A 13975-nucleotide genomic window follows, 5' to 3' on the forward strand; every position below is an offset into this window, starting at 1 on the left:
CGCTTGATCCGCTGGGCTATACGGCGGTATAGCCGCCGTCAACCAGGTGGTAGCTGCCGGTCACGAAGGACGCGGCATCGCTGGCCAGGAAGGCCACGAGCGCCGCCACTTCTTCCGGCTTGCCCAAGCGGGCAATCGGGTGCTTGTCAACCAGCGCGTCATAGGCTTTCTTGGGCATCTGCTGCAGCAGCGGGGTGTCGATGAAGCCCGGGGCCACGCTGTTCACGCGCACGCCCTGGGTCGCATACTCCACGGCGGCCGTCTTGCTCAGGCCCACCACGGCATGCTTCGTGGAAACGTAGGCGGAGCTGCCGGCGAAGCCCACCGAGCCGAGGATCGAGGCCATGTTCACGATGGACCCTCCCCCGTTCTCGCTCATGGCGTTGGCCTGGGCGCGGGTTCCGCGGAAGACGGCGTTGAGGTTCACGGAGATGACTTTGTCCCAGTCCTCGTCGGTCAGCTCGCCCACCTTGGCGGCGCGGCCGCCGATGCCTGCGTTGTTGACGCCGATCTTCAATGGAGCCATGGCGTTGGCGGCCTTGATGGTTTCGTCGATGACAGCCGAAGAGCTGGCATCTCCCGCAACAGCTACGGCTTCTCCGCCTGCGGCCTTGATGGTTTCCACGGTAGCGCCAGCGGCCTGCGCATTGAGGTCCTGGACCACCACCTTGGTTCCGTTGGCGGCTAAGAGGATGGCGATAGCCTGGCCGATGCCCGAACCGGCACCGGTGACTACTGCCGAACGATCTGCTACATCATACTGAGCCATGATGGACCCACTTTCCGTTTCAAGATGGTCACGGGATTTCCGTTGGCCTCACACCTAGGACGCTACTCCGAACCATCTCAAAAGTCGATGACGTGTCAATCAAAGGTCGGTGAGCTCAGTCACTGCTCCGCATGCGGTGCACCCTGTGCGCGGTGGACGACATGAACCGCTCATCGTGGGAGGAGAACAGCACTGCTCCCCCGCGTTCGAGTACCGAATCGATTGCCCGGTGCAGGCATTGAAGCCCCGCCGAGTCCAGCGCCTCGGTTGGTTCGTCGAGGAGGAGCAGCTGCGGTTCGCGCACCAGCACGGTGGCCAAGGCAACGAGCCGGCGGGCCGAAGCCGGCAGCTCATAAGGGTGGGTCTGCGCAGAGGATTCCAGTCCCAGCTGTGCAAGGACCAGCGGCACGCGGGCACGTTGGCTGCTCTTCTTGGGAAGGCCGAAAGCGACCTCCCGGGCTACGGTACGCTCGAAAAGCTGGTCCGAAGGGTTCTGCAGGAGCATCCCAGTATCACCTGCCACCCGCATTTTTCCTGCAGTTGGCTTGATGAGCCCTGCGGCGGCTCTGAGCAGTGTCGTCTTGCCCGTTCCGTTGGCGCCGGCCAGCCCCACGCATTCTCCGGCACGGACTTCGAGGTCAAGGTTGGAGAGGACCGGGGCGCTGGCGTCTTTGTATCCGAGTTGCACGCCGGCAAAGTCCAGCAAGGGCTTTGCAGATGCAGCGGGGACAGATGGTCTTTTTGGCTTGGAAGGCAACGCGGTGGTTGCAGCGCCTGCAGTTGCTCGCTGCAAGGTTCCTTCCGCCAAGTTCCACAGCGAATCCGCTTCTGCGTCCCATGCTTCTGTCGTCCGGCTCAGCACCACAAGTGCAGTGCCTTCGGCACGCAACCTGGTGATCATCGAGGTCACGGCCTGAGTTGCCTTGGAATCCAACCCGGCCACCGGTTCATCAAGCACAATGATGGACGGTTTGGCTGCGGACAACGCGGCCAGTGCGACCAGGCGTTCTTGGCCTCCTGAAAGCTTGGCGGGATCGCGTTCCAGCAGATGTTCCAAGGATAGCCGCGTGGATAGCTCGTCGATGAGCTCTGCCATCTCTTCACGGGGCATTCCTTCGTTCTCCCGCGCGAAGACCAGCTCTTCTGCAACCGTCTGGCGAATCCCCGAGAGGTAGAGCCCGGCATCCTGGGGCAGCAGTCCTACGTGCCTGGCCCAGCCTGCGACGTCGATGCGTGGCCAATGCTCCGGAGAGTAATCGATCCGTTGCCCCGCCAGGGTGACCGTTCCCTCGCACTGGTCCGCTCCTGGCCGCGGAAGCATGCCAGCTAATACTCCGCCCAGCGTGGACTTGCCGGATCCAGAGTCGCCGGCGATGACAGTCAGGGAACCCGGAGAGAATTCCAACTCGATTTCGCGCAAGGTCTCGGCGTGCGCCTCGGAGTAGCGGAAGCTTCCCAGCCTGAGGTGCAGCGCCGCGGTGGTTCCGGCAGGTGCACGGTGTTCCATATCCATCATGAGGCTCCCCCGAGTGGCACCAGAATCGCTACCGGCACCAGCACGGAACACAGCAGGGCAACCCAGCGGACGCCCTTCTGTGTCTGCGAGTCTGCGACATGGCGTAATCTGCTGTGCTCGCCGCGGGCGGGGAAACCGCGCGCAGCCAGATGCGCCGAACGGTCATGGGCATCTTGCACCGAGGAGAGCACCAGCGGTACGGCTCGCAGCCTCAGGCGCTGCAGCCAACCGGCCAAGCCCCGGCCGGTTCCTGCTTTCCGCAAGGCCTGGGCTTGGCCAATGGCATGCTGCTTTTCCATCATTTGCGGAAGAAGGAACAGCGTGGATGCCAACAGGTATCCCGCCTGCGGCGGAGCCGGAGACAAGTCGATAGCTGCGACCAGCTGGTGCTTGTCGATCAGCACACCGCAAAGCAAACCCGCCACCACCAGCACGGCGGTGCGCAAGGCCAGGGCCATGGCGATCTCCACTCCCCCAAGCGTCAGGCTGACTGGCCCCCATGCCGCGATCACCGCCGAAGAATCCTGTGAAGCCAGTCCATGGATCATCAGCAAGGACAGGAGGGTCGGGAGCATGATGGCACCGCTGAGCGCCGCGAGTTTGCGGGCCTTGCCCGCAACTGCGCCAATGGCCAGGCAAAGCACTATTACCGCACAGCTCAGCCACCAGCGGCTGGCAGCCGTGGCCACCGAAACGGTGAGCACGGCTAGGCAAAGCACGGTAAAAGGATGCAACTCAGCGATGCGGCGCTTCATAGGTGGCCTACTTGTTTCCGCTCTTGCCCAGCACCTTGTAGCGGCGGATGAATTCAAAAGAACCGCTCAAGCGCTTCGGCAAGGCGAAGACCAGCAACGCCGCGATGAGGAAGACAATTGCCTTGTCTCCCGGGTCGGAGATCAGGGCCTGCTTGGTGACCGCGGAGAGCAGCGAATCCCCCATGGAGCGGAAGGCCGCAACCACTGCCCCGGTACCGACACCCGAGGTGCCGCCGTAGACGAAGGCAGCCACTGGGGAGGAGACTACGCCAACCAGTACGCCGGAAACCAGGCCCGCGATTGGGGCAAGGTATGGCCGGCGCAGGGCGCCGTAGCGAGCGGCGGTTCCCGCAAGGAAACCGACCAGTGCGGCTCCGGCTGCGAACGGCAAGACGGTGGGGGCAAATAGCGACCAGATCAGCGTGCTGAGCACACCGGTGGCGGCACCGGCACGGCGGCCGGCCAGGAAGCCCACGAGAACAGTACCGATGGAATCCAGGTAGAGCGGGACCATGACGGACCCGACGAATTGGCCCAGGATGATGTTCAGTGCCAGCGCGACCGGGATCAGTGTCAGGGCGGAGACCGGCAGATCCGGCAGCACAGCGAGCAGCAGCAGGACGGCTGCAATCAGGTAGGCGGCGAAAGTTGCCAAGGCAACTCCCTGGCCCAAGCCCTCGACGATTCCCGCGGGTTGGGTGATGACCAGGAACAGGTAGGTTCCAACGAGCAACAGGGTTCCAGCTGCGCCGAGCACCCTGCGGCGCAGGAGCTGGGTCGCTGATGCTTCGGGCAAAAGAAGGTTCGGTGACATGATGAGGCAATCCTGGGGATACGAGTTTGGCTGCGCGCAGGATTGCTCCCGCAACGCGCGAATGGCGGGTCTATGTCACCTCGACCCGGTAGACGATTCTAGCCCACCTGCCTGCGCTCAGGAATTTTCGTTGAGTTTCCTTGCCAGCGCACCGAGACGCTGGACCAGCTCGGCAAACCCTGCCTCGGGGTCATTTGCCACAACCACCTGGGCATTCGCCGGCTTCCCCCACAGCCCGCGGAAATCGGCCACCGTGGTACCGAAGAGCAATTGCGATTCTGTTTCAACGTCAATTGTTGCTGGACGTGTTTCATAATCGAGGGTTCCCGCGGCAACGCCAGCGGCAAAGTAGTCGTGCACGTGAGCGATATAGCCCTGGTCGTAGTGCCTGTGGAATTCGAAGTAGAACCGCAGGGCGTCGGAGAGATAGCGCACCAGCGGGTTAGATGACTTGCTCAGGGTCCCCTCCGGGTCGCTAGCCTGGACGATCTCTGGTTCAGCGCATCCGGCTTCAATGGAAAGCTTCGTCAGGAAGTCCGGCTGCATCTCGAAGCGTTCCGTGGTGTCCAGAGAACAGACAATCGGCAGCTTCGAAGAGTCCAGTCCTTGTTCAGCGGCGGCTGTGTAGGCGGCAAAGACTTCCTTTGCGGCGTGCGGATCTACGTGAGTGTTCCACTCTGCGGTAGGAGTGGTGTTGCCCTGGTAGTAGAAAGCGCCGCCCATTATGACTACCTTGCGCAGCAACCAAGGAAGACGTGGTTCGCGGCGAAGCGCCACAGCGAAATTGGTCAGCGGCGCAGTCAGGAGCACTGTAAGCTCTCCTGGGTTGGCGCGTGCTGCATGAATCCAATAGTCAACGGCGTCATTGTCTGTAGCTGAGCCTGAGCCAGGATCGGGAAGCGTTGCGTAGCCAACCCCCTGAGGCCCGTGGGTTTCCGGAGTGGTCACAAGCGGAATTTCAAGTGGCTCTCGCGCACCGACGAGCACCGGGACGTCCGGCTTTCCGCAGAGCTTGAGTAGCGCGCGGTTGTTGGCCACAACCTGCTCAACGTCGACATTGCCTGGAGTGCTGGTGACCGCTTCGATTTCCACATGGCTAAGCGAGCAGAGGTATGCCAGCGTTAGCGCATCGTCAATTCCTGTGTCGTTATCAATTAGAAGACGAACCTGTGATTCACCTTCATCCCGTTCCGCATCGGATCGTACTGCATTCACTCGCACTCCTAGAAGCTCTAGAAAATCATCAGCCAGACTACGTGAGGTTTGCATTCGGGCTCAGGTAGTCGTACAGCGCGTTGTCGATCGCTTTCTCAAAATGCAGGTTCATCGTGACAACGTCAAGCTGCTCCTGGTTCTTTCCAAACATGTGAGTCTGCTCGGCATTACGTGAATCGGCCTGGCCCAAGTAAAAGAACTCGGTGCCTTCCGCATCGTCTTTCTTAGCGAAGACGTACAGATCAACCTCGTTACCCACTATTCGCCGGACTTCATCGCTCTGTAGCGTTCGCCTGGAGCGTGTGAACCACCGCAGATGGGAAGCATCAACCAGTTCATCCTGGTACGCGGTACTAGCCGAGATATCGTCCGATTTGTGCAGCGTCACAAAAATCGGGCAGGTCTTCGATTCTGGGTCGACTTTGTACCCGTAAAGCGTCGAAGTCCACTTTCGTGGCAGTCCCAAGAGACGCGTTACTTCCTTACGGGAATACTGTCCTCCAACGATAAACGGATCTCCAGCAACATACCGGTCTCGCACTAGGGCCATGCCCGTATGTATGATGTCGTCCACTTCGTTGCTGAATGCACGGTGAGAACGATATGAACTAAGAAAACCAGGCTCAGCCGATATAGACTCTCCGTCGATGTTCGCCAAGCGAATTCCATATCGACTTTGATCAACTTGTCCGTGATTAGCAAGATTCAGAGTTTCTACGGTGCTCATCAATTCGCGATGGACCGCGTCGATTCCTTCGTTCAAGAGGGCTGCTTGGAATTGGAGCAAGGTTACCGATCCGTGTGAGAGCAACTCACGGACAAGCACGAACTCGTGAATTCTCTTCGATGTCAGGACTTCATGAGATAGTAATGACAACGCTTTGAGCTCATCCTGGCTAAGCTCATGGTCAATCCGCAAAAGACTCTTGACCAACGCTGGATAGTTTTCTTTCTTCGTTGCCAGTAATACCGGATCGACAGACTCAAATCGATAAAAATCGAAGAGTTTCGGTGCGCGTCCGACACGGTTCTGCATCGACTGCATCGCACTGCGGAGCTTTTGAATGCTGTCCAGAGGAGTCGTACGGATGGAATCAAGTACACGCTGCTGCGAGACTTTATCGAATCGAACGCTCGATAAACCGGCAAGCACGCCTGCCTGCTCTGTGGAAATAAGCTTCTCTTTCAGCGACTCTTTGTTCAGCGATTCATCACCGAAAAGCGCGATCGGGATCATGTAGTTGTTCGCGTAGTTACCAATGAAGTCGATAACCACCAAGTAGTCCTTCATCGGTGCTTTACGTAGACCACGTCCGAGCTGCTGCACAAACACTATTGCCGATTGCGTTTGACGAAGCATCACGACCTGGTTCACCGTGGGGATGTCCACTCCCTCGTTAAAGATGTCGACAGTGAGGATGTAGTCGAGTTCTCCACGTTCCAGTTGCCCAACCGCTTGTTCTCGCTGTTCCACCGAATCGTCACCGCTGAGACTAACGGTTCGCAAAGTTTTCCCACGAAGCTGCTGCTGGTTCAGCGCTGCAGATAGAGCGGCAGCTTCCACTTTACGAGAACAGAAAATAAGCCCCTTAGGGGCAACGCCCGCCTGCCCATATTTAGCCAGCGCGTCAATAATGTGGTGAACACGGTCCGCCGTCACTAGATGTCCCAGGTCATCTGTGCTGTCAAGGGTCGTCTCGTCATCAAGCGTTACGTCGGCTATCCCGTAGTAATGAAATGGGCTCAGCATGTTCTCTTCCAACGCGTGATTCAAGCGAATCTCATAAGGCACGTTGTAGTCGAAAAACTCAAAAACATTGAACCCATCGCTACGTTCTGGTGTGGCCGTCAGACCAAGCAGGAAAGTAGGGTCGAGGTACCCAAGTACCTTCTTGTATGTTGGAGATCCAACGCGATGCGCCTCGTCAACGATGATGTAGTCAAAAGCGTCTGGCTGAATCTCGTGCAGCACACCATCTTGGGACAATGTCTGCACCGTTGCGAAAACAAACTTGCGGTCGCTTTGTTTGGAGACACCCGCAAGTTTGCCAAAATCGTTGTAGTCGCCGCCGATGACACGGCGGTACTCTCGGATGGTTTTATCGAGGATCTGCTCGCGGTGAACGATAAATAAGAAGCGGCCAGGGTGAGCTGCCCGTACTTCCAATGCCGAGAGGATCGTCTTTCCCGTGCCGGTAGCCGAAATAACGAGGGCCTTCGACTCCCCGCTCGACCGAACCTGTTCCAGCGCCTTGAGCGCCTCCGTTTGCATCCTGTTCGGGAGTATCGGCATGAGCAACTCGGACGATACAGCGCCATTCGGCGATTGGCCGATCACCTCAAGGTCCTTTTCAGCCCCTACCGGCAGTAGCTGCTCATCAACGTCAGTTCGAGGGACAGCTACTATTTTCCGACGTGTCGGAGGAGGTGTGTACTGTTCCGCATACGCATCTATCCACCGTTGGCTCAGTGCTACGGATTCTTCAAGCTGATTCTGGGTCAACAAATTTAGCTGGTCGGCTAAATCGCTGCCCTCGGATGCTGAAACTTTTAGGTTCCACTCATGATTTTTAACGATCGCGTTACCAGTTAAATTCGAACTGCCGATCATGGCCGTGACCATATTCTCGGTTTTGAAGATATAACCCTTCGGATGAAACGCTCCAGCGTTGTGAATTCGAACGTCGACCCCTAATGTCTCAAGGTTCAGCAGCTCGCTAAAGGCCGATGGCGAGTTGAAGCCCAAATAGTCGGAGGTGACAATCTTTCCGCAACCCGAAAACTCCACGAGCTCCTGTTTAAGCAAAGCAATCGCATTCGGGGTTACGAAGGCGACGGAGAAAATGAATTCATCACAACGGACGAGCTCCTCCCGAAGAATGCGCAGAACCGTATTGCCGTCAGCGTTCAATACGACGCGAGGGTGGTGATGGCGGCGGGATTCCTGCTTACCGTCTAAGAATCCGAAGGTGACGTCTCTAGAGAGACCACTACCAAGAACGAGATCAGTGTTAGCCTTCACTATGCCACCTGGATGATTTCCACCGCGGGAATGTCCGCGGGTGCCCACTCTAAAGACATAAGCTCATCGCGTTTGAGCCACCTAGCGTCTTCATGCTCGGTAAGCTGCGGTTCGCCTTCAACTAGTTTGCAATAGAAGGTTGTCAGAGTCACAATTCCAAAGTCGTATTCGTAGATAGTACTCGTTATCTCGTCGTCTACTCTGACCGTGCAGAGGAGTTCCTCCCGGATCTCGCGTTCCAAGGCTTCACGAGGAGTTTCTTTGGGCTCAATTTTTCCACCAGGGAATTCCCACATTCCGCCGAGACTTCCATTTAGTCCCCGTTGAGCGCAGAGGATTTCATCGTTTTTGACGATAACAGCACCAACAACATTGATTTGCTTCTTCAAGCTAATTCTCCTCTAACGTAAATCTCGAATCGCGACTTCCGATAGTTGTGATCTTATCTGTCTGTCCAGACGGAATCACATGCTGCTCCACAAGAGCCGTGGATTGCCGTGATATGGAAACAGAAACCGTATGACGATTTCAGCGGTATCGAGGTCAGGCCACATGAATTCTTGTTCCGTGATTGGCCGTACTACTCGGCGCTGCGTATAAGTTGACGGTAACGAAATCTGCTCCCCCTTTGCAGTAGGCCTGGCAGTTGCCTCTAGGGGGTTTCACCAACAACTGATTATTTTCAACTGCAGCACCGAACTGTTCTTGAAGTTCGAAGTCTTCCGGATCGTTTCTTGTCTTCGAAACAACGATGCTGGCTCGATTCGCTGTAACGCGTATCATTCTGCGTTTCATGAGGCATCCAGAGCAGCTTTGGTTTCTATTACGACTGACGGTATCGACTCAGTAGCCGGCGTATGTTCCAGAAGCTCCCATGCAGTTTGAAGTGTGGCCTGGATCAAAGGTAGAGGAGGATGACGCTGATAGTAATGTTCGCAGTAACGAGCAGAATTTATGTACCTCAGCAAGATTGCACGGCTTGTTTGCTTTCAGAAAACGCTGTGATTTCTGATGGGAGCGATCGCTCCTACCTGACGTCTTTGGCCGGGGTATGGACAGAAGGGAAATCTTGGCTACAGCTGCTCAGGCCGTCAAATCACGCAGAAAGTGCTTCACAGTCCACACTTACCTTCGGCTTCGATGTGAACAAACACGGCGGTGAAGCATCGCAATGTTGAGGAGTCATGTTGGCTTATGCTGCCCCTTGGGTCCGCGGTTGAAGGGAGTTGTCGCAACCACATTCGCTCCATGAGTTATGAATCGTTACTGCACGTTATATAAAGTTGTCAAGTCTTTATTTGCTTCTACAGCACATAAAGATGCTTAGGGTAACGTTCAGCATTGACCCCAACTCCCCTTGAATTCTATCTGTGGTTGCGTCCATCGGGTTGGTTACGCCTCCTTACCAAGCACGCCGTAAAAGACCCGGTAGCAACGTGTGAGTTGACGCCTAATTTCAGCCTCGAAGTTTGAGTAGGATGAGAACCAATAGGGGAACGTGACGAATCCAGGAAATTCGCGTATAAGAAACTTGAACAGTCATAACCCTGAATTACCGCACCCTCCATTTCATATGTTGAATTCACATAGGAGTCATAATTGGCAAATTCGGCTGTTAACACTGAGCTCATGATGATCGCTTTGGGGAAGATCCAAGGTTTCCCCTTCGAGGCATTTGTAAATGACTTTTTTGGATCCTTGCTAGGTAAAGACTTCACACCCCTCGGAGGGGTGAAAGATGGCGGAGCAGATGGGTTTGAGCGCTACGTGAGTGAAGATTCTTCCAAAAAATCGTTTATGCAGGCAAGTATTCGTATGGACGTAGAAACAAAAGTTCGTCAGACTGTGGATCGTCTAAGAGAATTCGGTCGCACTCCCACTTCTCTAACATATGTCACTTCTAAGCCCGTCAAGGCTGTTGATGCGTTGGAAGACAAGCTGACTGAAGAATTGAACATAACGATTCGCATTCGAGATGCCAATTACCTCGTAAGCCACGCCAATGACAGTCTTGGTACACAAGCTGCATATAATCAACATCTTCGCCATTTAACAGAGTCATTAGATCAAATTGGTTCATCTACAGTAGTTACTGCTTCCCGGCATGTCCGCGATCCCTCCGTTTTTGTCTTCCTTTCACAAGAACTTGAACGACGAGATGGTGCTGGCAATCAGACCTTGGTCGCAGATGTCGTCGACAGCCTAATAATGTGGGCGCTCGAAGGCACCGATCCCGACCAAGATAAGTTGATGAACGAAGCAGAGATTCTGGAAAAAATACTAAGTGTTCTTCCATCAGTCGAGAATTTGGTCAAGCCGCGTCTCCCTAAGCGGCTTGTGGCTCTATCTGCAAAGACACGCAACGATGGCCGGGCTATCCGTCGATACAAAAGCCGGGGAGAATACTGCTTACCCTACGAAACACGTCGATTGCTGAAGGATGAGAACCAATCTGACGAAGCCCTCCGAACAACCGTAGAATCATCAATTGAAGAACGGATTATCGGAAGCGTTCCTCCCGGATTAGGAGAAGTCGGGGTTCTTTCGGCTGTGAAAGTGGCAATTCGCACTTTGCAACTAACCTTCGAGCATCAAGGTCTAACTTTTATATCATCCTTGCAAAGCGACGAACCGACAGAACTCGTGGTTGTTTCGGATTCGCTTGCCGCCGCATTGGATGAGGAAAGCATTAATGGTCAGCGACGCACCTTGATCGGCAATGTCGTTTACGAATGCTTGCGCGGAGTGCTTTATGATTCGACGGCTGAAGAACGCGCATACTTGCACAAGCTTTCGCGGACATATGCCCTGCTGTTCACTCTCAATTCCGAACCAAAACTTATTGACTACTTCCAACGCATGGCAGGAGATTTCCATCTCTATGTTGGGTCGGACCAACTGGTACGCGCCCTGAGCGAAATCTGCCTCGATGACGCCGACCGGATCGTAACCAATACTTTAAAGATGGCCGCTCAAGCGGGAGCAAAGCTTATTCTCACAGAAGCAGCATTAGATGAAATCGTTTATCACCTACGCGGCTGCGATCATGAATTCCAGAATACTTTCGCGCCAATGGAAGACTTTATCACTTATGAGATAGCGCGTAATTCGCCAAAAATAATGGTTCGAGCCTATATGTACTCTCGACTAGGGAAAAGAAAAGAAGGCCCAAAAAGTTGGCCAGCATTCATAAACCAATTTTGCACTTATGGAGACCTTCATAAGTCTCAAACTTTCCTAGCTCTCAGAAGATATCTTCAAAACGAGTTCTCCATGTCTTATAAGGACCGCATTGAGCTCAGGGAGTTAGTTGATACTAAACAACTCGCCGAATTAACTGAAACTCTGGAAGAAGACGGAAATAAAAAATTTGAACTAGCCGAAAACGACGCCTTAATGGTGCTTAGCGTTTATGGCCATCGACGTAAGAACTATGAGCATTCTAATATATCCGAGTTTGGTTACCAAACATGGTGGCTTACTGGCGAAACCCGCGTGTTAAGACATACTGGGCAGATAGTCTCAAGCAATGCCGGGGGAAAGTATGTTATGAGACCAGACTTTCTATTGAACTTCCTCACCTTAGCACCAGCTGCTAGTCACGCGAGGGCGTCATTCTCCTCAATATTCCCTAGTTTACTCGGAGTAACATTATCTAGGAGGATGGCAGATGCACCATTCAAGAAGATGCTCGGATTCGTTCGTGAGTCCGAGAACTTAAATGAATCTCGGAGAATGGCAGTAATCGCGGACTATTCGGATAAACTGAAGAGCGATCTACACCGGCAGTACCTCACTGTTCACTCTGATTCTGGTGAACAATTCTCTGGGATTGATGCTCTTGCCGAACAATGGTGGAACGTAAACGACTAAAGCTTCTTAATCTCGGGAAATTTTGAGGAAATGATCTCTCGCTGAGATCGGCTGCATGCACCCTGCCCCTCATGAACAGTCGATCTAAGATGTGGGTCTACAAGTTGAGACGTCTTGCAATCCAAGGGTTGCAAGACGTCTCGTCAGACCTCAGTCCCCCGACTGAAATTCCTTGAAAACTCGATGGTAGAAAACTATTGCAACTATTCGTTGCAACTAAGAACCTGAAATAGGGTCAGCAGCCTTAGTTGCGAGACAACTTTAGCGAGTCTACGGCAAAATCCTTCGGACACACCCGGAAGTTATTGCTAGCCTTAATCCGACGACCGACAGATTCATGCTTTACGGCGTCTGGAATAGGCCATGTTGCCCTCGTCTATTGACCATGGTCTTTCTGGCACATTGAGTATCCGGGTGAATGCGACAATTCGCTCTATTTTCTGCACTCAAAAACACTTGTAAAAATGAGGAAGCCCCGGAGACGGCTAGGAACGTACAGGTTGCACTCCTATCCGCAGAAAACGCCTTTGCTTCCGACCGGATGCACCGAACAGTCTATCCCTCTGTGAAAGTAATAGGACCGTAGATTGCTGAATCTGGTATGAAAATCAACGCCATTCCCATCGTGAAGTTGGACAGAAGGTTGGCCTCCCCCACCGATTACCACGGTAGGATCTACACCGGCTACGGACAACACTAGCGGCCGGCACCGACCGGAACCGAGGGCCAGCGCGATTACCGCCCCCAGAGAATAGCAGCGTAAGGACCTTCATTGTGACACCCCGGCCGATGAGCACCCCGGCCAGGAACGCCACCGCACTCATGTACCAGTTATTCGTCGCCGCCGGGATGATCCCTGGGGCAAGCGCCACCATCACCGTATCTCAGTGTCTGCGCCCGGCGATCCGGACCGTCACCGACAAGAAATTCAGGACGAAGAATGCCAGGGCTCTGTAGAATTCGGCACCTGCGGCGAACACGTTCTCGGCGAACCTGCAAGCATCGAAGAGGGCAGTCCAGTCCTAATAGCAGGTTCAGGTGTAGGCGTTCTTGGAGGCGACGTCAACAGTGCGACCACCACGGTGGGGAGCGCCAGCACTCACTTGATTGTGAAGAGGCCCAGTTGCATCGCCCCGGATTGCGGTGTTTCCCAGCGGACCGCCGATGGGCTCGGTGCTTCGCCTCGTCATCGACGAGCTGCTCAGGGCAAAAGGCCCTTTACTCGGAGACCTCGGGGAACTGCGCGGCCAGCCGATCCAGAGTGCGTTCCATATTGGGCCCGGTGCTCCGGGTGAAGCTCATCAGCCTCAGCAGCCATTGGAGCCGCACCCGGCTCGCGTCCCAGGTTTCGCTGACCATTGTCCCGACCCCTATAGCTTCCAGCTCGTAGCGCCACCGATGCGCGCTGATGTGCCGCCAGGCGATCTGCCGGTCCTGCTCGAATTTCACCACGGTATTGCTGATCCGGTACGGGATCCCCAGGCGCATCTGCATGCCGAAATCGCTGCTCAGGCTGAGCTTGCTTCCCTGGGCGTTCGAGGCCCGCACCGTTCCGGATCCGTCGATGACCGAGTGCATGGCCGGATCCCTGAGCCTCGTGCACCGGTCTTCCAAGGACTGATGCCCACGCTGCGTGTTGTAGGCCTGGTCGAAGACGTCGATATGGTTTCCGGACCGCCACAAAAACAACTGGGCTAGCGACCAATGACGCGACGGCCAAACACGAGTAGTCATCGATGAGTTGGAATATCACGCGCTTGCGACCGCCCTCCAACGCCTTCTCGGTGACGTCCAGCTGCCAGCAGCCGTTGGACATCGGGTACCGGAAGGACGAGCGGGGGTGTTAGTTCAGGGCAGGGACGATCAGGTTGCGTCGCGGAAGATCCGTGCCAGGACGGGACGGACGGAGGTTGCATGCCGAGGTGGATCATCTTGTCGTGGACGCTGTTCGGGCAGCGGTCTCAGACGGATTCTTCCAGCTACTTACAAGCACTCCATCTCATGGTCTAAA

General features: G+C 55.1%; 10 protein-coding genes and 1 pseudogene. 2 read left to right on the forward strand and 9 right to left on the reverse strand.

Translation table 11 applies throughout. The annotated features are described in order from the left end of the window. Window positions 1-16 precede the first annotated feature (16 nt). From AAZQ98_RS02195 to AAZQ98_RS02225, 7 genes are all read right to left on the reverse strand, one after another. A complete protein-coding gene (locus AAZQ98_RS02195; RefSeq protein ID WP_434689476.1) occupies window positions 17-769 on the reverse strand; it encodes an SDR family NAD(P)-dependent oxidoreductase in 753 nt (250 codons plus the stop codon). A 115-nt stretch (window positions 770-884) separates the two neighbouring features. Continuing rightward, a complete protein-coding gene (locus tag AAZQ98_RS02200) occupies window positions 885-2285 on the reverse strand; it encodes an ABC transporter ATP-binding protein (RefSeq protein ID WP_434689478.1) in 1401 nt (466 codons plus the stop codon). Beyond that, complete coding sequence (locus AAZQ98_RS02205; protein WP_434689480.1) at window positions 2282-3040, reverse strand: energy-coupling factor transporter transmembrane component T family protein; 759 nt, start codon at window positions 3038-3040, stop codon at window positions 2282-2284. The genes AAZQ98_RS02200 and AAZQ98_RS02205 overlap by 4 nt, the downstream gene beginning before the upstream one ends. Before the next feature lie 7 nt (window positions 3041-3047). Next, window positions 3048-3854, reverse strand: a complete 807-nt coding sequence (locus AAZQ98_RS02210) for a glycosyl transferase family 9 (RefSeq protein WP_105659162.1) — start codon at window positions 3852-3854, stop codon at window positions 3048-3050. A gap of 117 nt (window positions 3855-3971) precedes the next feature. Continuing rightward, complete coding sequence (locus tag AAZQ98_RS02215) at window positions 3972-5069, reverse strand: nucleoside hydrolase (protein WP_434689482.1); 1098 nt, start codon at window positions 5067-5069, stop codon at window positions 3972-3974. 37 nt (window positions 5070-5106) lie between these two features. Beyond that, the gene (locus tag AAZQ98_RS02220; protein WP_434689484.1) at window positions 5107-8091 is read right to left on the reverse strand and encodes a DEAD/DEAH box helicase; all 2985 of its coding nucleotides are present in this window, start codon (window positions 8089-8091) and stop codon (window positions 5107-5109) included. Beyond that, on the reverse strand, window positions 8091-8480 hold the full coding sequence (locus AAZQ98_RS02225) for a (deoxy)nucleoside triphosphate pyrophosphohydrolase (protein ID WP_434689485.1): 390 nt from the start codon (window positions 8478-8480) through the stop codon (window positions 8091-8093). The genes AAZQ98_RS02220 and AAZQ98_RS02225 overlap by 1 nt, the downstream gene beginning before the upstream one ends. A 1240-nt stretch (window positions 8481-9720) precedes the next feature. On the opposite strand from AAZQ98_RS02225, the gene AAZQ98_RS02230 reads away from it, so the two are divergent. Beyond that, window positions 9721-11964 carry a hypothetical protein gene (locus AAZQ98_RS02230; RefSeq protein ID WP_434689486.1) on the forward strand — a complete coding sequence of 748 codons (2244 nt, stop codon included), beginning with the start codon at window positions 9721-9723 and terminating at the stop codon, window positions 11962-11964. 774 nt (window positions 11965-12738) lie between these two features. After that, window positions 12739-12921 (forward strand): hypothetical protein, encoded by a 183-nt coding sequence (locus tag AAZQ98_RS02235; protein ID WP_434689487.1) that lies wholly within the window; start codon window positions 12739-12741, stop codon window positions 12919-12921. A 261-nt stretch (window positions 12922-13182) separates the two neighbouring features. Here the strand turns inward: AAZQ98_RS02235 and AAZQ98_RS02240 are convergent, their stop codons facing one another. After that, complete coding sequence (locus tag AAZQ98_RS02240) at window positions 13183-13698, reverse strand: polyketide cyclase / dehydrase and lipid transport (RefSeq protein ID WP_434689489.1); 516 nt, start codon at window positions 13696-13698, stop codon at window positions 13183-13185. After that, a pseudogene (locus AAZQ98_RS02245) lies at window positions 13661-13925 on the reverse strand (IS481-like element ISAar28 family transposase); the annotation flags it as partial. The pseudogene AAZQ98_RS02245 and the gene AAZQ98_RS02240, both read right to left, overlap by 38 nt. Window positions 13926-13975 lie beyond the last annotated feature (50 nt).

Source organism: Glutamicibacter sp. Je.9.36 (assembly GCF_051129975.1).
In the GTDB taxonomy this organism is placed as follows: Bacteria; Actinomycetota; Actinomycetes; order Actinomycetales; family Micrococcaceae; genus Glutamicibacter.

Excerpts from the sequence above, each read along its gene's own strand:
- AAZQ98_RS02195 (WP_434689476.1), bottom strand. The coding sequence starts at position 769 with ATGGCTCAGTATGATGTAGCAGATCGTTCGGCAGTAGTCACCGGTGCC.
- AAZQ98_RS02200 (WP_434689478.1), bottom strand. The coding sequence starts at position 2,285 with ATGATGGATATGGAACACCGTGCACCTGCCGGAACCACCGCGGCGCTG.
- AAZQ98_RS02205 (WP_434689480.1), bottom strand. The coding sequence starts at position 3,040 with ATGAAGCGCCGCATCGCTGAGTTGCATCCTTTTACCGTGCTTTGCCTA.
- AAZQ98_RS02210 (WP_105659162.1), bottom strand. The coding sequence starts at position 3,854 with ATGTCACCGAACCTTCTTTTGCCCGAAGCATCAGCGACCCAGCTCCTG.
- AAZQ98_RS02230 (WP_434689486.1), top strand. The coding sequence starts at position 9,721 with ATGATGATCGCTTTGGGGAAGATCCAAGGTTTCCCCTTCGAGGCATTT.
- AAZQ98_RS02240 (WP_434689489.1), bottom strand. The coding sequence starts at position 13,698 with ATGACTACTCGTGTTTGGCCGTCGCGTCATTGGTCGCTAGCCCAGTTG.